The following is a 17189-nucleotide window of genomic DNA, read 5'->3' as shown; positions in this document are numbered from 1 at the left end:
GGTCGCGCCGCACACGACTTAACGTGCGTTGAGCGGCTTCGCTTCGCGCGGCGTATCGCCGATGAACAGCTGGCGCGGACGGCCGATCTTTTGCTCCGGATCGCCGATCATTTCGTTCCACTGTGCGATCCAGCCGACCGTACGTGCCATCGCGAAGATACACGTGAACATCGACGTCGGGATGCCCAGCGCGCGCTGGACGATGCCCGAGTAGAAGTCGACGTTCGGGTACAGCTTGCGCGACACGAAGTATTCGTCTTCCAGCGCGATCTTCTCGAGCTGCATCGCGAGCTTGAACAGCGGGTCGTCGTGCAGGCCCAGTTCGTTCAGCACTTCGTAGCACGTTTCGCGCATCAGCTTCGCACGCGGATCGTAGTTCTTGTACACGCGGTGGCCGAAGCCCATCAGCTTCACGCCCGAATTCTTGTCCTTCACCTGCTTGATGAATTCGGGGATGTTGTCCGGCGAACCGATCTGCTCGAGCATGTTCAGCGCGGCTTCGTTCGCACCACCGTGCGCCGGGCCCCACAGACACGCGATACCGGCTGCGATACACGCGAACGGGTTCGCGCCCGACGAACCGGCCAGGCGGACCGTCGACGTCGATGCGTTCTGCTCGTGGTCGGCGTGCAGGATCAGGATACGGTCGAGCGCGCGGACGAGCACGTCGTTGACCTTGTACTCTTCGCACGGGTTCGAGAACATCATGTGCATGAAGTTCGCGCTGTACGACAGCGAGTTCTTCGGATACACGAACGGCTGGCCGATGCTGTACTTGTACGCCATCGCGACGAGCGTCGGCAGCTTCGCGATCATGCGGATCGCCGACACTTCACGGTGACGCGGGTCGTTGATGTCGAGCGAGTCGTGGTAGAACGCCGACAGCGCGCCGACTGCGGCGACCAGGATCGCCATCGGGTGCGCGTCGCGGCGGAAGCCACGGAAGAAGAAGTGCATCTGCTCGTGCACCATCGTGTGCTTCGTGACGGTGTCGACGAATTCCTTCTTCTGCGCCGCGTTCGGCAGCTCGCCCTTCAGCAGCAGGTAGCAGCTTTCGAGGAAGTCGGCGTTTTGCGCGAGGTTGTCGATCGGGTAGCCGCGGTACAGCAGCTCGCCCTTGTCGCCGTCGATGTACGTGATCGCCGAATTACAGGCTGCCGTCGACATGAAGCCCGGGTCGTACGTGAACTTGCCGGTCTGGCCGTACAGCTTGCGGATGTCGATTACGTCCGGGCCCATCGTGCCCTTGTAGATCGGCAGTTCGACGCTCGGCGAGTTGTCGCTGAACGATAGCGTGGCTTTAACATCAGACGGAGTCATGGCACATCCTCAATCGAAATAAAGAAACGGGATTCGATAACGGGCACAACGCGTGACACATTGGCGTTACACGTTGCGCAGCATCTCCAACAGCCGGTGAATGTCCGGGCTGTCTAGGTCGCCCTCTGGTTCCTTGCGCGCGAGGAGCAAGTCCATCAGGTCGTTGTCGCTCAGATCGAGCAGGCGCGACAACGCGCCTACGTCTGCATCGGTGAGGTCATGCTCGTATCTGCTGAAGAAACGCTCGAAGATGATGTCGTTTTCCAGCAGACCCCGCCGCGCGCGCCAGCGGAGGCGCGCGCGACGGTGCGGGTCGGATTGATGCGAATCGTCGCTCATCAAACTTTAAACCGCGCGGCGAACCATCAGTTCCTTGATCTTGCCGATCGCCTTCGTCGGGTTCAGGCCCTTCGGGCAAACGTCGACGCAGTTCATGATCGTGTGGCAACGGAACAGACGGTACGGGTCTTCCAGGTTGTCGAGACGCTCGCCGGTGGCGGTGTCGCGGCTGTCCGCGATGAAGCGGTAAGCCTGCAGCAGGCCGGCCGGGCCAACGAACTTGTCCGGGTTCCACCAGAAGCTCGGGCACGACGTCGAGCAGCTCGCACACAGAATGCACTCGTACACGCCGTCGAGCTCGTCGCGTTCTTCCGGCGACTGGAGGCGTTCCTTCTCCGGCGGCGGCGCGTCGTTGATCAGGTACGGCTTGATCGAGTGGTACTGGTTGAAGAAGTGCGTCATGTCGACGATCAGGTCGCGCACGACGGGCAGGCCCGGCAGCGGACGCAGCACGATCTTCTGCGGCAGTTCGTTCAGGTTCGTCAGGCACGCGAGACCGTTCTTGCCGTTGATGTTCATCGCGTCCGAACCGCACACGCCTTCGCGGCACGAACGGCGGAACGACAGCGTCTCGTCCAGTGCCTTCAGCTTCACCAGTGCGTCGAGCAGCATGCGCTCATGCTGGATGTCGAGCTCGTACGTCTGCATGCGCGGCGCTGCGTCCTTGTCCGGATCGTAGCGGTAGACTTCAAAAATGCGTTTTGCCATTTCGGATTCCTTTGACTCGGCTTAGAACGTGCGCGGCTTCGGCGGCACGGATTCGACCGTCAGCGGCTTCATTTGAACCGGCTTGTAGTCGAGGCGATCGCCTTCGCTGTACCACAGCGTGTGGCGCAGCCAGTTGTCGTCGTCGCGATGCTCGTAGTCGCTGTGAGCGTGCGCGCCACGGCTTTCCTTGCGTGCTTCGGCCGACACCATCGTGGCGCGAGCCACTTCGATCAGGTTCTCCAACTCGAGCGCTTCGACGCGCGCGGTGTTGAACACCTTCGACTTGTCCTTCAGGTGGATGTTTTCCACGCGTGCCGCCAGGCCGGCCATCTGCTCGACGCCTTCCTTCAGCAGCTTCGACGTGCGGAACACGCCGGCGTGCTTCTGCATCGTCGCGCGGATGTCGTTCGCGACATCTTGCGTGTACTCGCCCGACGTCGACTTGTCGAGCTTCGCGAGGCGCGCCAGCGAGAATTCGCCTGCGTCGGCCGGCAGCGGCTTGTGTTCCTTCTGGTTCTTCACGTGCTCGACGATGTGGTTGCCGGCCGCACGGCCGAACACCACGAGGTCCAGCAGCGAGTTCGTGCCGAGGCGGTTCGCGCCGTGCACGGACACGCACGAGCACTCGCCCACTGCGTAGAAGCCGTTGACCGGATCCTTGTGGCCGCGCGACGTGCCGACGACCTGACCGTGGATGTTGGTCGGGATGCCGCCCATCTGGTAGTGGATCGTCGGGACGACCGGGATCGGTTCCTTGATCGCGTCGACGTTCGCGAACTTCAGCGCGATTTCGCGGATCGACGGCAGACGCTTCATGATCGTCTCGGCGCCGATGTGCGACAGGTCGAGCAGCACGTGATCCTTGTTCGGACCGACGCCGCGACCTTCCTTGATTTCCTGGTCCATCGAACGCGACACGAAGTCACGCGGCGCCAGATCCTTCAGCGTCGGTGCGTAGCGCTCCATGAAACGCTCGCCGTTCGCGTTGCGCAGGATACCGCCTTCGCCGCGCACGCCTTCGGTGATCAGCACGCCCGCGCCGGCCACGCCGGTCGGGTGGAACTGCCAGAACTCCATGTCCTGCAGCGCGATGCCCGAACGCGCAGCCATGCCGAGGCCGTCGCCGGTGTTGATGAACGCGTTGGTCGATGCCGCGAAGATCCGGCCTGCGCCGCCCGTCGCGAACAGCGTCGTCTTGCCTTCCATGATGTAGACGTCGCCCGTCTCCATCTCGAGGGCCGTCACGCCGAGCACGTCGCCGTCCGCGTCGCGGATCAGGTCGAGCGCCATCCATTCGACGAAGAACTGCGTCTTCGCTTCGACGTTCTGCTGGTACAGCGTGTGCAGCAGCGCGTGACCGGTACGGTCGGCGGCCGCGCAAGCGCGCTGGACCGGCTTCTCGCCGTAGTTCGCGGTGTGGCCGCCGAACGGGCGCTGGTAGATCGTGCCGTCCGCGTTGCGGTCGAACGGCATGCCGAAGTGCTCGAGTTCGTACACGACGTTCGGCGCTTCACGGCACATGAATTCGATCGCGTCCTGGTCGCCGAGCCAGTCGGAGCCCTTGATCGTGTCGTAGAAATGGAAGTGCCAGTTGTCTTCGCTCATGTTGCCGAGCGACGCACCGATACCGCCCTGCGCGGCCACCGTGTGCGAACGCGTCGGGAACACCTTCGACAGCACGCCGACCGACAGGCCCGCGCGCGACAGTTGCAGCGCCGCGCGCAAGCCGGAGCCGCCCGCGCCGACGATCACCACATCGAACTTGCGGCGCGGGAGATTAGTTTTGATTGCAGCCATTCTTTACACTCTCCAGAGAATCTGCGCGGCGTAGCCCGCACATGCGAGCAGCCAGACGATGGTCAGCGATTGCAGCAGCAGGCGCACACCGACGGGCTTCACGTAGTCCATCCAGATGTCGCGCACGCCGACCCATGCGTGGTAGAAGAGGGAGAGCAGCATCACGAAGGTCGCGAGCTTCATCCATTGCGCGGCGAAGATCGATGCCCAGCCTTCGTACGAGAAATCGTGCGCGCCGAAGAACAGGACGAGCAGAATGACCGTGTAGACCGCCATGATCGTGGCGGTGATGCGCTGCGCGAGCCAGTCGCGCAGGCCGTAGTGAGCGCCGACGACGAGGCGCTTCGAGCCGATTCGGTTATTGGCTGCCATTTTCTTAGAATGCTCCGAACAGTTTGAGTGCCATGGCGATCGTCAGCGCGATCGAGACGACAAAGACGACGACTGCCGTCCGCTTGCCGCCTTCCTTCGTGACGGCGTCGTGGTTGACGTCCATCAGCAGGTGGCGAATGCCGGCGCAGAAATGGTGGAAGAAGGCCCACGACAGTGCGAGGACGATCAGCTTGACGATGATGTTGGAGAGGAAAGCCTTGAAGACTTCGAAACTGATCTCGGAGGTGAGACTCTGGTCGAAGAGGAACAGCAGGAACGGCAGGAACAAGAACAGCAGCGCGCCGCTGACTCGATGGAGGATCGACAAAGTCGCTGCCAGCGGCATGCGATATTTCATCGTGATATCGGCGAGTCCGATGTTCCGGTATTCCGGCCTCGGCTTTCTTACTGCATCAGTCATGCTAGACCCCTACTATGTTGTCACACTAATCCGCGATTTTAGCGCCTTTTTATATCGCGCTGCAGCGAAAGTCTGCTCTGGATAGTTGCGCGAACAAGAACAAAGGCGGCCCGAAACGTGCTTCGCGAGCATGGGGATCGCGAAGCACTCGGCTTGAGCCGATACACCGTCAACTCAAGTCATTCTGATAGTAGTACCCGGTTGTGACATACCAGCCGCGACGCACCTCCACCGGTCGGTCTCCGTATGTATAGGACACGCGCTCGACCGACAGCAAAGGAAAACCCGCCGGGACATGCAGCAGGTCGGCCACCGACGGCTCGGCCGCGACTGCGCGGATCTTCTCCGTCGCGCGGATCATCCGCGTGCCGAACTCCGTCTCGAACATCGCGTAGAGCGGCCCCTTGTACTCGCTCAGCCGCTCGAACGTGAGCCCGCGGAACATCGCGCCCGGCAGCCAGATCTCGTCGAGCACCGTCACTTCGTTCTCGAACTCCAGCAGGCGGCGCACCTGGACGACCGGATCGGCCGGCTTCAGGTCGAGCTGCCGCGCAATCTCGGCCGGCGCACGCAGGCGGCGGCATTCGAGCAGGCGGCTCACGTGCGGGTGTTCGGCCCCGTCGTCGGCCAGCAGGCGCAGGAAGCGGAACTGCGCGCGGTCTTCATTGTGCGTTGCAACAAAAGTGCCCTTGCCCTGGCGCCGGACCACGAGGTTTTCGGCGGCCAGCTCGTCGATCGCCTTGCGCACGGTGCCCTGGCTGACCTTGTAGCGGGCCGCGAGCTCCACTTCGCTCGGGATGATCTCGCCCGGCTTCCATTCACCGGTTTCGAGACTTTGCGTGATCAATGACTTAATCTGCTGGTATAACGGACTGAACGTCGGCGACGGCGGCGCTGCAGGCGAAGGTGCGGGATCGCCCGCGCCCGGCTGCCCTGGGCTGCCTGCGCCGGTCTGATTCGCGGTATTCGCCTGGTTCGATGTCATGGCGCGCATTTCATCACAAACCGCACTTTTTCGTCCACTCAATTTCCGCAAAACATCTGTCTTATATAAGACATATGATACCGTTTGACTTTGCGCGTGACGGCTCCTACACTCCCGGTCGAGCAAGGGTTCGCGGGTGCAACAGCGCGTCCCCGGCTACGTGCCACGGCCGTCTCCAGGTTCACCGCGTCTGCCATCGCGAGTCCTCCGCCCTGCTTCAATGCAACGCTACGCACAACGCGCATAGAATGGCGTTTTCGCTAGCGTCCAACGCTTCACCCGTCCTGGAGATTTTCAATGGCTAAGCCCGCAAAGCGCGTTGCCGTCACCGGCGCCGCAGGTCAAATCGCTTACTCCCTGCTGTTCCGCATCGCGAACGGCGACCTGCTCGGCAAGGATCAGCCGGTCATCCTGCAACTGCTCGACCTCCCGCAAGCCCAAGGCGCCGTCAAGGGCGTCGTGATGGAACTCGACGATTGCGCGTTCCCGCTGCTCGCGGGCGTCGTGATCACCGACGATCCGAAGGTTGCATTCAAGGATGCAGACGTCGCGCTGCTGGTCGGTGCACGTCCGCGCTCGAAGGGCATGGAACGCAAGGACCTGCTGTCGGCCAACGCCGAAATCTTCACGGTCCAGGGCGCTGCGCTGAACGAAGTCGCGAGCCGCGACGTCAAGGTGCTGGTCGTCGGCAACCCGGCGAACACGAACGCATACATCGCGATGAAGTCGGCACCGGATCTGCCGAAGAAGAACTTCACGGCGATGCTGCGCCTCGACCACAATCGCGCGCTGTCGCAGCTCGCCGCCAAGTCGGGCAAGCCGGTCGCGTCGATCGAGAAGCTCGCCGTGTGGGGCAACCACTCGCCGACGATGTACCCGGATTTCCGCTTCGCGACCGCCGAAGGCGAATCGCTGCTGAAGCTGATCAACGACGACGTGTGGAACCGCGACACGTTCATCCCGACCGTCGGCAAGCGCGGCGCGGCGATCATCGAAGCGCGCGGCCTGTCGTCGGCAGCGTCGGCAGCCAACGCGGCGATCGACCACGTCCGTGACTGGGTGCTCGGCACGAACGGCAAGTGGGTCACGATGGGCATCCCGTCGGACGGCTCGTACGGCATCCCCGAAGACATCATCTACGGCGTGCCGGTCACCTGCGAAAACGGCGAGTACAAGCGCGTCGAAGGCCTGGAAATCGACGCGTTCTCGCGCGAGAAGATGGACGGCACGCTGGCCGAGCTGCTCGAAGAGCGCGATGGCGTCGCCCACCTGCTGAAGAACTGAGTATCACGCGCCTTTGCCGGGCGGCCCTCGGGCCACCCGGTTTCGGTCCGGGCCGGCCACCCGCCGGCCCTGCCGAACGATCCGATCCGCGCATGTTTTGCCGCCCCGCGCCGCCGCGCACGGGCCCAGAACCTGCCCGAATCCGATTTTCTCCACGTTGCACGCTCCCCTGACGTCGAAGAGATGGCCGCGCTCACTCCTGCACAAGTGCTGTACGACGGGGCGTCCCCGCCCGCGATCCTGCCCTGCTGCGATCATTACGCGGGCAGCGAAAAGCTGATGCGCAAGTCGCTCGCGCTGCAGGCCGAGCTGGGCCCCGTGTTCGACATCACGTTCGACTGCGAGGACGGCGCCGCCGTCGGCCAGGAAGCCGCGCATGCGGCCCTCGTCGCCGACCTGCTCGGCAGCGACGAGAACCGCTTCGGCCGCGTCGGCGTCCGGATCCACGACTTTTCCCACCCGCACTGGCGCGACGACGTCCGCATCGTGCTGCGCGCCGCGCGTGCACCGGCCTACATCACGCTCCCGAAGATCGCCAGCGCGGCCGACGCCGCCGAAATGACCGCGTTCATCGAAGGCACGCGCCGCGAGCTCGGCATCGCGCAGCCGATTCCGGTCGACGTGCTGGTCGAGACACACGGCGCGCTGGCGCAGGCGGCCGCGCTGGCCGCGCTGCCGACGGTCGGCACGCTGAGCTTCGGGCTGATGGATTTCGTCTCCGCGCACCATGGTGCAATTCCCGATTCCGCGATGCGCTCGCCCGGCCAGTTCGACCATCCGCTCGTGCGCCGCGCGAAGCTCGAAATCGCCGCGGCCTGCCACGCGCACGGCAAGACGCCGTCGCACAACGTGACGACCGAAGTGCGCGACATGAGCGTCGTGGCCGGCGACGCGCGCCGCGCGCGCGACGAATTCGCGTTCACGCGGATGTGGAGCATCCATCCCGCGCAGATCCGCCCGATCGTCGACGCGTTCGCGCCGCGCACCGACGAGGTCGCGCTGGCCGCCGAGATCCTGCTCGCCGCGCAGGCCGCCGACTGGGGCCCGACGCGCCACGGTGATACGCTGCACGATCGCGCGAGTTATCGCTATTACTGGTCGGTATTGCGCCGTGCGCGCGCCACCGGCCAGCCCGTACCGGCCGAGGCCGCGCCGCTGTTCGGCCCGACCGCCGCGGGCGCCGCGCCGTAAGTGTGCGCCGCCGGCCGCTACGCCGGATACACGAATCTCATGCATTCGCCGATGCGCAAACCGGACAGAGGTTTGCGAAACGACAAAAAACGTAACGGAGCCCGAAAACCTGATATGCGCGCGGCCAAATAGGTGAAAATAGCGGCCGCTGCGCGCTTTCGGGGCGCGTGCAGTTTCAAACCGGCCGGCAGTTTCGATTGCCGGCCCTTGTCAACTGATTATCGAAAGGTTCTGACTCCATGAAGAAACTCCTGATCGCTACCGCCATCGGCGCCTTGTCCGCCACGATGCTGGTGTCGGCTCCGAGCGCGTTTGCCCAGGGTACGGCCACGACGACCGCGAAGAAGGCAACGGCCAAGCGCCCGGCACCGGCCAAGCGCATCATCCCGCGCAGCAAGAAGGCGCAGGCGCGTGCCGCAGCCAAGGTCGATCCGGTACCGGACGGCGCGGTCAAGTGGGCCTGTAAGGAAGGCCTGTCGTTCGACCTCGCCGGCGACATGAAGCGCGACCAGGTCGTCACGGTTCACTGGGCGAAGAAGAACTACAAGCTGCCGCGTCAAGCCACGACGACGGGCGCCGACACGTTCTACGATCCGGCAGCAGGCTTCAAGCTGGTCGTGATCCCGACCAAGGCGATGCTGTTCTCGGACGCAAACGGCGGCGAACGCCTCGCGGACGAATGCGTGACGCCGGAAATGGCACAAGGCTCGGCGGCGCCGACGCAATCGAACGAGCTGAAGCCGGCAACGAACTAAGCGCGTTCCCCTCGGCCCCTCGATGTCCGCCCCGGTCTCCAACGTCCGCCCTGCTCCGGATACGGTACTCGTCGATATCGTCGACTACGTGCTGAACACCGGCATCGACAGCGCGCTCGCGCTGGAGACGGCGCGTCATTGCCTGATCGACACGCTCGGATGCGGACTCGAGGCGCTGTCCTACCCTGCCTGCACCAAGCTGCTCGGCCCCGTCGTGCCCGGCACGATCGTGCCGAACGGCGCGAAGGTGCCCGGCACGTCCTTCCAGCTCGATCCCGTCCAGGCCGCGTTCGGCATCGGCGCGATGATCCGCTGGCTGGACTTCAACGACACCTGGCTCGCCGCCGAATGGGGTCATCCGTCCGACAACCTCGGCGGGATCCTGGCGACGGCCGACTGGCTTTCCCGCACGGCCCGCGCGGCCGGCCGGAAGCCGCTCCTGATGCGCGACGTACTCGTCGCGATGATCCAGGCCCACGAAATCCAGGGCTGTCTCGCACTCGAGAATTCGTTCAACGCGGTCGGGCTCGACCACGTGCTGCTCGTGAAGGTCGCGTCGACCGCCGTCGTCGGCCGGCTGCTCGGGCTCACGCGCGACGAGCTGATCAACGCGGTATCCAACGCGTTCGTCGACGGCCACGCGCTGCGCACCTACCGCCACGCGCCGAACACCGGTTCGCGCAAGTCGTGGGCGGCCGGCGACGCCACGTCCCGCGCGGTGCGCCTCGCGCTGATCGCGAGAACGGGCGAAATGGGCTACCCGTCGGCGCTCACCGCGAAGACCTGGGGCTTCTACGACGTGCTGTTCGACGGCAAGCCGTTCCGCTTCCAGCGCCCGTACGGCACGTACGTGATGGAAAACGTGCTGTTCAAGATCGCCTTTCCCGCCGAATTCCATGCGCAGACGGCCGCCGAGGCCGCGCTGCAGCTGCACGCGCAACTCGCCGCCGCGGGCCGCACGACCGACGACATCGGCAAGATCACGATCCGCACGCATGCGGCCGCGATCCGCATCATCGACAAGCAGGGCCCGCTCGCCAATCCGGCCGACCGCGACCACTGCATCCAGTACATGGTCGCCGTGCCGCTGCTGTTCGGCCGGCTGACCGCGGCCGACTATGAAGACTCGGCCGCCGCCGATCCCCGCATCGACGCGCTGCGCGCGAAGACCGTCTGCGTCGAGGATCCGCAGTTCACGAAGGATTATCACGATCCGGACAAGCGATCGATCGCGAATGCGCTGACGATCGAGTTCACGGACGGCTCGAAGCTTGCCGAAGTGGCGGTCGAATACCCGCTCGGCCATCGGCGGCGCCGCACCGACGGCATCCCGCTCCTGGTCGACAAGTTCCGGACCAACCTCGCGCGCCGCTTCCCGGCAAAGCAGCAACAAGCGATTCTCGACGTGTCGCTGGACCAGGCAAAGCTCGAAGCGATGCCGGTCGATGAGTACGTCGACTTGTATGTGATATAGCCGTCAGATACAGGACTCTTTGTTTCCTAGCCTTAAACCCAGGAAAATCACCATGGCCCACAATCTCCACAAGACCCTCAAGGAATTCGACAGCGGTTCCGGCAAAGGCAAGTTCTACTCGCTGCCGCAACTCGGCAAGGAACTGAAGACGAAGATCGAACGCCTGCCGGTGTCGATCCGTATCGTGCTCGAGTCCGTGCTGCGCAACTACGACGGCAAGAAAATCACCGAAGAGCACATCGAGCAGCTCGCGAACTGGAAGCCGACCGCGAAGCGTGTCGACGAGATTCCGTTCGTCGTGTCGCGCGTCGTGCTGCAGGACTTCACGGGCGTGCCGCTGCTCGCCGACATCGCGGCCATGCGCGGCGTCGCCGAGCGCACGGGCAAGAACCCGAAGAAGATCGAGCCGCTGGTCCCGGTCGATCTCGTCGTCGACCACTCGGTCCAGATCGACTACTTCCGCCAGAAGGACGCGCTCGACCTGAACATGAAGCTGGAATTCCAGCGCAACAACGAGCGCTACCAGTTCATGAAGTGGGGCATGCAGGCATTCGACACGTTCAAGGTCGTGCCGCCGGGCGTGGGCATCGTCCACCAGGTGAACCTCGAATACCTCGCGCGCGGCGTCCACAAGAAGGTGGACGGCGGCGACACCGTGTACTACCCGGACACCCTCGTCGGCACGGACAGCCACACGACGATGATCAACGGCATCGGCGTGGTCGGCTGGGGCGTGGGCGGCATCGAGGCGGAAGCCGGCATGCTCGGCCAGCCGGTGTACTTCCTGACGCCGGACGTCGTCGGCGTCGAGCTGAAGGGCAAGCTGCGCGAAGGCGTGACGGCCACCGACCTGGTGCTGACCATCACCGAAATGCTGCGCAAGGAGAAGGTCGTCGGCAAGTTCGTCGAATTCTTCGGCGAAGGCACGAAGTCGCTGTCGCTGCCGGATCGCGCGACGATCGGCAACATGGCGCCGGAATACGGCGCGACGATGGGCTTCTTCCCGGTCGACGAAAAGACGATCGACTACTTCGAAGGCACGGGCCGCACGAAGGCGGAAATCGCCGCGTTCGAAAACTACTTCAAGGCGCAGAAGCTGTTCGGCATCCCGAAGGCCGGCGACATCGACTACACGAAGGTCGTGACGCTGGATCTGACGACGGTCGCCCCGTCGCTCGCCGGCCCGAAGCGCCCGCAGGACCGCATCGAGATCGGCAACGTCAAGTCGACGTTCACCGACCTGTTCTCGAAGCCGGTCGCGGAAAACGGCTTCGCGAAAAAGGCAGACGACCTGGGCACGCAGTACACGACGAGCAACGGCGTCGACGTGAAGAACGGCGACATCCTGATCGCCGCGATCACGTCGTGCACGAACACGTCGAACCCGAGCGTGCTGCTGGCCGCCGGCCTGCTCGCGAAGAAGGCGGTCGAGGCCGGCCTCACGGTCGATCCGAAGATCAAGACCTCGCTCGCGCCTGGATCGCGCATCGTCACCGAGTACCTGACGAAGACGGGCCTGCTGCCCTACCTGTCGAAGCTCGGCTTCGAAGTCGCGGCGTATGGCTGCACGACCTGTATCGGCAACGCGGGCGACCTCACGCCGGAACTGAACGAAGCGATCACGAAGAACGACATCGTCGCGGCAGCCGTGCTGTCCGGCAACCGTAACTTCGAAGCGCGTATCCACCCGAACATCCGCGCGAACTTCCTCGCGTCGCCGCCGCTGGTCGTCGCGTACGCAATCGCCGGCAACATCACGCGCGACCTGATGACCGAGCCGGTCGGCAAGGGCAAGGGCGGCCGCGACATCTACCTCGGCGACATCTGGCCGACGAGCGAAGAAATCCACGCGCTGCTCAAGTTCGCGCTCGATCCGAAGAAGTTCGAGGACAACTACTCGAAGCTGACCAAGAAGGGCGACCTCTGGAGCAAGATCGAGGGCGAATCGGGCCAGGTCTACGACTGGCCGAAGTCGACCTACATCGCCGAGCCGCCGTTCTTCGGCAACGACTTCTCGATGGAACCGGCCGCATCGATCCCGACGGTCAAGGGCGCGCGTGCGCTGGGCATCTTCGGCGACTCGGTCACGACCGACCACATCAGCCCGGCAGGCTCGATCAAGGAAGACTCGCCGGCAGGCAAGTGGCTGAAGGAAAACGGCGTGCAGAAGGCCGATTTCAACAGCTACGGCTCGCGCCGCGGCAACCACGACGTGATGATGCGCGGCACGTTCGCGAACGTCCGGATCAAGAACCTGATGATCCCGGCGAAGGCAGACGGCACGCGTGTCGAAGGCGGCCTGACGATCCACCAGCCGAGCGGCGAACAGCAGTCGATCTACGACGCGGCGATGCAGTACGTCGCAGCCGATACGCCGACCGTCGTGTTCGCGGGCGAAGAATACGGCACGGGCTCGTCGCGCGACTGGGCCGCGAAGGGCACGCAACTGCTCGGCGTGAAGGCCGTGATCGCACGCAGCTTCGAGCGGATCCACCGCTCGAACCTGGTCGGCATGGGCGTGCTGCCGCTGCAGTTCAAGGGTGCGGACAGCGTCCAGTCGCTCGGCATCACCGGTGAAGAAACGTACGACATCGAAGGCCTCGGCGACGACTTCAAGCCGCAGCAGGACGTCACGCTCGTGATCAACCGCAAGAACGGCGAAACGCAGCGCGTGCCGGTACTGCTGCGCATCGATACGCCGATCGAAGTCGACTACTACAAGCACGGCGGTATCCTGCCGTTCGTGCTGCGCTCGCTGCTCGCAGCGTAAGCGCGGCTGTTGCAGGTGCCGCAGCCGCCTCGCGGGCGGTTGCGGCCGATTTGGATGCCCGACCTCGTGTCGGGCTTTTTTTCGCCTGCGCGCCGGCCGGCGTCGTAGCGCCGACCGCACGGCGGCACCCCGCTTTCGCCGAATGTCACCGGCCGGCATTCGGCTCCCGCGTCACGCCGCCTTGCTGCTTCGCACCTTCGCGCCCGCGGAGGAACCCGAGCGCGCGTTCTTCTTCAGATGCGTGCGGTTGTATTCGATCGCCGCGCGCACGAGGTGCTTCAACGCCCGCTTGTCGATCTTGTCGCCTTCGAAGAAATCGATCGCGCGCCGCGCATTGCCTTCGAGGCCGTCGTTGAACAGCTTGTCGGGATCGGGGAGCTGCGCGCCGTGCATGAAGGTCACCTTCACCTTGCCCTTGTGCGCGTTCGCAACCGCGATCATCCCGTCGCATGACCAGACCGGGCTGCCCATCCATTTCCATTCCTCGACGATGCCCGCCTGCGCAGCGAGGATCGTCTGGCGGAGATCGGCGAAGGTCTTGCCGCGCCAGTCGGCGATGCCGGCAATCAGCGCATCGATGCGCGCCGACGGTGTGAGGTCCGTTGAACTCATGCGCGAGCCTCCGTGCCTTCGTCACGGCGCGCCAGCACCTGTTCGAGCGACTCGAAGAACCGCACCCAGCCATGCTGCGCGCCGCGATACGCCTGCTCCTGATCCGCGCGGAAACCGACCTGCTCCATGCGCAGGTGCGTGCCGGCCGCCGTCGGCGTGAGCGTCCACGTGACGACGCTTTCGAGGCCGTACGCGGCCCACGTGTAGGACAGCGTGCGCGGCGGCTCGATCGTCAGCACCGTGCAGTCGACCGAGCCCCAGTCCGCACGGAAGCTGAAGGCGCGGCCCGCGACGGGCTCGAAGTCGCTCTTCATCAGCCACGCCTCGATCAGGTGCGGCTGCGTGAGCGCACGCCAGATCTTCTCCGGCGGATGAGGCAGCTCCCGGTCGACGACGACGGAGCGCGTTTCGGTAGTGGCTTGGTTCATTACTGATCCATCCTTTTAAGGACATCTTCGAGCGCATCGAACCGGCTCTGCCAGAAACCTGCCATCTGGCTCGTCCAGTCGATCAGCGGGGCCAGCGCTTGCGGCTGCGCGCTGTAGTGCGTCTGCCGGCCTTCGTGACGGTCGTTCACGAGCCCGGCCTGCTTCAGTACACCGAGGTGCTTCGACACGGCCGGCTGCGACACGCCCGCATGGGCGGTCAGTGCGGCAACCGTCAGCTCGCCCTCCGCGCAGAGCCGCTCGAAAAGCGCGCGGCGCGTCGGATCGGCGAGTGTCCGGAACAGCATGTCGTAGGTGTTCTGCATATCGTCCAAAATCCATAACCAAATGGTTATGAATTGAAGGATATCCGCTGATCGTCGTGCGTCAAGGCGGAATTTCGCGGGCGATGTCTGTCGATCCCGAGCGGGTGACGTCTACGGCGCGCCGGCTCGCGCCCGTCGCCGGATTCGAGCGTTTCCTCTAATTCGCAATCGCGACGTGCGATCCGAAAGCCGCCTGCAAGACTGCCCGGCGCGCTGTTCCACAGTTCGGGAAACGTTCGCGCTCAACCGGCCCCGTTTTTGTGCATGCGTGCATTCGCTCCTTCCGCATCGCTTCGCCTGACCACATAGTGCGACTCGGCGCGCGGCGACGGACACGCAAACGCCACGCATTCGCGCGTCGATCCATTCCGCGATCACGCACGTTTCGATGCCGCGACGAGCAACTCGTGCGTGCGAACGTCGCACGTGGCCGCGCTGTCGTGCCGCGAACCGGTTCCGTTCGCCGTGCTCACCATTGCACGCGCTTCCGGCACCACGCCTGCATCGGCACGCCCCGTTGTCAGAACTGACAGCTGTGGAAAATGGCAGCTACCCGAACGACACCGACGCCCTACGCTCGTCACCGCTCGCGGCCCCACAAGGGCCGGGGGTTCCAGTAACGTCGCCTCTCCTAAAAAAGGACTCCCGATGAAAAGGAACACCTGGTTTGCCCTTCCCCTTCCGTCGCCCCGCCGCCTCGCGTGCGTGGCACCGTTCGTGTTCGCCGCCGCCGCGGCGCATGCGACGACGGATTGGGTCGATACGCATACGAAGGCCTTTCTGACCGGCCCGCAGTTGATGGCGCGCAGTGCGGCGCCGTCGCTCGAACTGGCAGGCGGTGAAACGACCAACGTCGTCGTCAGCCTGAAGCTGCGCAACGCCGCGCAGCTCAAGCAGCTGGCGCGCGACGTGAACCGGCCCGGCAGCGCGCATTACCGCCAGTACCTCACGCACGAGCAGTTCCTCGCCAACTACGCGCCGACCGATGCGCAGGTCAAGTCGGTCGTCGACTATCTGCACAAGAGCGGCTTCGTGAACGTCGAGGTTGCGCCGAACCGCCTGCTGGTCTCCGCCAGCGGCACGGCCGCCACGGTGAAGACGGCGTTCAACACGTCGCTCGTGCACTTCGAGTACGCAGGCCGCTCGGGCTTCGCCAATGCGTCGACCGCGCAAGTGCCGCGTGCGCTCGGCGACGTTGTCGGCTCCGTGCTCGGGCTGCAGAGCGTTGCACGGGCGCGGCCGCTGCTGCGCATCGGCAACGTCGCGAAGCCGCAGGCACTCGCGGCCGGCACGGCGACGGGCCACTATCCGAAGGAATTCCCCGGCCTCTACAACGCGACCGGCGTGCCGACCGCGGCCGGCGTGACCGTCGGCATCATCACGATCGGCGGCGTGTCGCAGACGCTGCAGGACCTGAAGCAGTTCACGTCGAGCAACGGTTACGGCGCGGTCACGACGCAGACCGTCAAGACCAACGGCTCGGGCGGCAGCTACACCGACGACCAGGACGGCCAGGGCGAATGGGATCTCGACAGCCAGTCGATCGTCGGCTCGGCCGGCGGCCAGGTCGGCAAGCTCGTGTTCTACATGGCGGACCTCAACGCCGCCGGCAACACGGGCCTCACACAGGCGTTCAACCGCGCCGTGTCGGACAACACCGCGAAGGTGATCAACGTGTCGCTCGGCTGGTGCGAAACCGATGCAAACGCGGACGGCACGATCGACGCCGAGGAGCAGATCTTCACGACGGCGGCGGCACAAGGCCAGACGTTCTCGGTATCGTCGGGCGACGAAGGCGTGTACGAGTGCAACAACCGCGGCTATCCGGACGGCGCGAACTACACGGTGTCGTGGCCGGCTGCATCGCCGCACGTGCTCGCGATCGGCGGCACGACGCTCTACACGACGTCGTCAGGCGCGTTCTCGAACGAGACGGTGTGGAACGAAGGGCTCGACAGCAACGGCAAGCTGTGGGCGACGGGCGGCGGTGTCAGCACGATCCTGCCCGCACCGTCGTGGCAGTCAGGCAGCAACCGCCAGTTGCCGGACGTCTCGTTCGATGCCGCGCAAAGCACGGGCGCGTACATCTACAACTACGGCCAGTTGCAGCAGATCGGCGGCACGAGCCTCGCCGCACCGATCTTCACGGGCTTCTGGGCGCGCCTGCTCGCGGCTAGCGGCACGGGCCTCGGTTTCCCGGCCGGCAACTTCTACGCGGACATTCCGTCGCATCCGTCGCTCGTGCGCTATGACGTCGTGTCGGGCAACAACGGCTACCAGGGGTATGGCTATACCGCCGGCACCGGTTGGGACCTGACGACCGGCTTCGGCAGCCTGAACATCGCGAACCTCAACCAGCTGATCAAGTCGGGCGGGTTCTGAGCGAAGCGTGAAGGCCGGCGTGCGGCGC

16 protein-coding genes are annotated in these 17189 nt (G+C 64.7%); 6 read left to right on the top strand and 10 right to left on the bottom strand.

Features of this window, described 5'->3' with window-relative positions:
• Positions 1 to 18: 18 nt before the first annotated feature.
• From gltA to DIE03_RS00930, 7 genes are all read right to left on the bottom strand, one after another.
• Positions 19 to 1320, bottom strand: coding sequence for a citrate synthase (gene gltA, locus DIE03_RS00960; protein WP_011355741.1), 1302 nt, complete (start codon positions 1318 to 1320; stop codon positions 19 to 21).
• Positions 1321 to 1386: 66 nt separating this feature from the next.
• Complete coding sequence (locus tag DIE03_RS00955; protein ID WP_011355742.1) at positions 1387 to 1659, bottom strand: succinate dehydrogenase assembly factor 2; 273 nt, start codon at positions 1657 to 1659, stop codon at positions 1387 to 1389.
• Positions 1660 to 1665: 6 nt separating this feature from the next.
• On the bottom strand, positions 1666 to 2367 hold the full coding sequence (locus DIE03_RS00950) for a succinate dehydrogenase iron-sulfur subunit (RefSeq protein ID WP_124446599.1): 702 nt from the start codon (positions 2365 to 2367) through the stop codon (positions 1666 to 1668).
• A 21-nt stretch (positions 2368 to 2388) separates the two neighbouring features.
• Positions 2389 to 4164, bottom strand: coding sequence for a succinate dehydrogenase flavoprotein subunit (gene sdhA / locus DIE03_RS00945; protein ID WP_124446597.1), 1776 nt, complete (start codon positions 4162 to 4164; stop codon positions 2389 to 2391).
• A gap of 3 nt (positions 4165 to 4167) precedes the next feature.
• Complete coding sequence (gene sdhD, locus DIE03_RS00940) at positions 4168 to 4536, bottom strand: succinate dehydrogenase, hydrophobic membrane anchor protein (RefSeq protein WP_011355745.1); 369 nt, start codon at positions 4534 to 4536, stop codon at positions 4168 to 4170.
• Between the two features lie 4 nt (positions 4537 to 4540).
• Complete coding sequence (sdhC, locus tag DIE03_RS00935) at positions 4541 to 4957, bottom strand: succinate dehydrogenase, cytochrome b556 subunit (protein ID WP_124446595.1); 417 nt, start codon at positions 4955 to 4957, stop codon at positions 4541 to 4543.
• A gap of 169 nt (positions 4958 to 5126) precedes the next feature.
• Positions 5127 to 5951 carry a GntR family transcriptional regulator gene (locus DIE03_RS00930; protein WP_081051930.1) on the bottom strand — a complete coding sequence of 275 codons (825 nt, stop codon included), beginning with the start codon at positions 5949 to 5951 and terminating at the stop codon, positions 5127 to 5129.
• Between the two features lie 288 nt (positions 5952 to 6239).
• Between DIE03_RS00930 and DIE03_RS00925 the strand changes: the two genes are divergently transcribed.
• The 5 genes from DIE03_RS00925 (at position 6240) to acnA (ending at position 13416) form a co-directional block, all read left to right on the top strand.
• Positions 6240 to 7226, top strand: coding sequence for a malate dehydrogenase (locus DIE03_RS00925; protein WP_006479357.1), 987 nt, complete (start codon positions 6240 to 6242; stop codon positions 7224 to 7226).
• 183 nt (positions 7227 to 7409) lie between these two features.
• Complete coding sequence (locus DIE03_RS00920) at positions 7410 to 8417, top strand: CoA ester lyase (protein ID WP_124446593.1); 1008 nt, start codon at positions 7410 to 7412, stop codon at positions 8415 to 8417.
• A 239-nt stretch (positions 8418 to 8656) separates the two neighbouring features.
• Positions 8657 to 9172, top strand: a complete 516-nt coding sequence (locus DIE03_RS00915; protein WP_124446591.1) for a hypothetical protein — start codon at positions 8657 to 8659, stop codon at positions 9170 to 9172.
• Positions 9173 to 9194: 22 nt separating this feature from the next.
• Positions 9195 to 10646, top strand: a complete 1452-nt coding sequence (locus DIE03_RS00910) for a bifunctional 2-methylcitrate dehydratase/aconitate hydratase (protein WP_124446589.1) — start codon at positions 9195 to 9197, stop codon at positions 10644 to 10646.
• Between the two features lie 52 nt (positions 10647 to 10698).
• The gene (gene acnA / locus DIE03_RS00905) at positions 10699 to 13416 is read left to right on the top strand and encodes an aconitate hydratase AcnA (protein ID WP_124446587.1); all 2718 of its coding nucleotides are present in this window, start codon (positions 10699 to 10701) and stop codon (positions 13414 to 13416) included.
• A 171-nt stretch (positions 13417 to 13587) separates the two neighbouring features.
• Here acnA and DIE03_RS00900 read toward each other — a convergent pair whose 3' ends face one another.
• The 3 genes from DIE03_RS00900 to DIE03_RS00890 are packed head-to-tail and all read right to left on the bottom strand — an operon-like array spanning position 13588 to position 14779.
• Entirely contained in the window at positions 13588 to 14028 is a 441-nt protein-coding gene (locus DIE03_RS00900; RefSeq protein ID WP_124446585.1) for a DUF1801 domain-containing protein, read from the bottom strand.
• Positions 14025 to 14456: an SRPBCC domain-containing protein gene (locus DIE03_RS00895; RefSeq protein WP_124446583.1), complete on the bottom strand. Its 432-nt coding sequence runs from the start codon at positions 14454 to 14456 to the stop codon at positions 14025 to 14027. The genes DIE03_RS00900 and DIE03_RS00895 overlap by 4 nt, the downstream gene beginning before the upstream one ends.
• Positions 14456 to 14779 (bottom strand): helix-turn-helix transcriptional regulator, encoded by a 324-nt coding sequence (locus tag DIE03_RS00890; RefSeq protein WP_124446581.1) that lies wholly within the window; start codon positions 14777 to 14779, stop codon positions 14456 to 14458. Before DIE03_RS00890 ends, DIE03_RS00895 begins: the two co-directional genes overlap by 1 nt.
• A 648-nt stretch (positions 14780 to 15427) precedes the next feature.
• On the opposite strand from DIE03_RS00890, the gene DIE03_RS00880 reads away from it, so the two are divergent.
• Positions 15428 to 17161: a protease pro-enzyme activation domain-containing protein gene (locus DIE03_RS00880; RefSeq protein WP_124446579.1), complete on the top strand. Its 1734-nt coding sequence runs from the start codon at positions 15428 to 15430 to the stop codon at positions 17159 to 17161.
• The last annotated feature ends 28 nt before the right edge of the window (positions 17162 to 17189 follow it).

It is taken from the genome of Burkholderia sp. Bp8992, from assembly GCF_003853705.1.
GTDB lineage: Bacteria > Pseudomonadota > Gammaproteobacteria > Burkholderiales > Burkholderiaceae > Burkholderia.
The sequence above is the reverse complement of the archived record's forward strand: the minus strand, read 5'-3'. Positions and strand labels throughout refer to the sequence as shown.

What these genes read in the sequence shown, in the direction of transcription:
- gltA (WP_011355741.1), bottom strand. Translation starts at nt 1,320, where the DNA reads ATGACTCCGTCTGATGTTAAAGCCACGCTATCGTTCAGCGACAACTCG.
- DIE03_RS00955 (WP_011355742.1), bottom strand. Translation starts at nt 1,659, where the DNA reads ATGAGCGACGATTCGCATCAATCCGACCCGCACCGTCGCGCGCGCCTC.
- DIE03_RS00950 (WP_124446599.1), bottom strand. Translation starts at nt 2,367, where the DNA reads ATGGCAAAACGCATTTTTGAAGTCTACCGCTACGATCCGGACAAGGAC.
- sdhA (WP_124446597.1), bottom strand. Translation starts at nt 4,164, where the DNA reads ATGGCTGCAATCAAAACTAATCTCCCGCGCCGCAAGTTCGATGTGGTG.
- sdhD (WP_011355745.1), bottom strand. Translation starts at nt 4,536, where the DNA reads ATGGCAGCCAATAACCGAATCGGCTCGAAGCGCCTCGTCGTCGGCGCT.
- sdhC (WP_124446595.1), bottom strand. Translation starts at nt 4,957, where the DNA reads ATGACTGATGCAGTAAGAAAGCCGAGGCCGGAATACCGGAACATCGGA.
- DIE03_RS00930 (WP_081051930.1), bottom strand. Translation starts at nt 5,951, where the DNA reads ATGCGCGCCATGACATCGAACCAGGCGAATACCGCGAATCAGACCGGC.
- DIE03_RS00925 (WP_006479357.1), top strand. Translation starts at nt 6,240, where the DNA reads ATGGCTAAGCCCGCAAAGCGCGTTGCCGTCACCGGCGCCGCAGGTCAA.
- DIE03_RS00920 (WP_124446593.1), top strand. Translation starts at nt 7,410, where the DNA reads ATGGCCGCGCTCACTCCTGCACAAGTGCTGTACGACGGGGCGTCCCCG.
- DIE03_RS00915 (WP_124446591.1), top strand. Translation starts at nt 8,657, where the DNA reads ATGAAGAAACTCCTGATCGCTACCGCCATCGGCGCCTTGTCCGCCACG.
- DIE03_RS00910 (WP_124446589.1), top strand. Translation starts at nt 9,195, where the DNA reads ATGTCCGCCCCGGTCTCCAACGTCCGCCCTGCTCCGGATACGGTACTC.
- acnA (WP_124446587.1), top strand. Translation starts at nt 10,699, where the DNA reads ATGGCCCACAATCTCCACAAGACCCTCAAGGAATTCGACAGCGGTTCC.
- DIE03_RS00900 (WP_124446585.1), bottom strand. Translation starts at nt 14,028, where the DNA reads ATGAGTTCAACGGACCTCACACCGTCGGCGCGCATCGATGCGCTGATT.
- DIE03_RS00895 (WP_124446583.1), bottom strand. Translation starts at nt 14,456, where the DNA reads ATGAACCAAGCCACTACCGAAACGCGCTCCGTCGTCGTCGACCGGGAG.
- DIE03_RS00890 (WP_124446581.1), bottom strand. Translation starts at nt 14,779, where the DNA reads ATGCAGAACACCTACGACATGCTGTTCCGGACACTCGCCGATCCGACG.
- DIE03_RS00880 (WP_124446579.1), top strand. Translation starts at nt 15,428, where the DNA reads ATGAAAAGGAACACCTGGTTTGCCCTTCCCCTTCCGTCGCCCCGCCGC.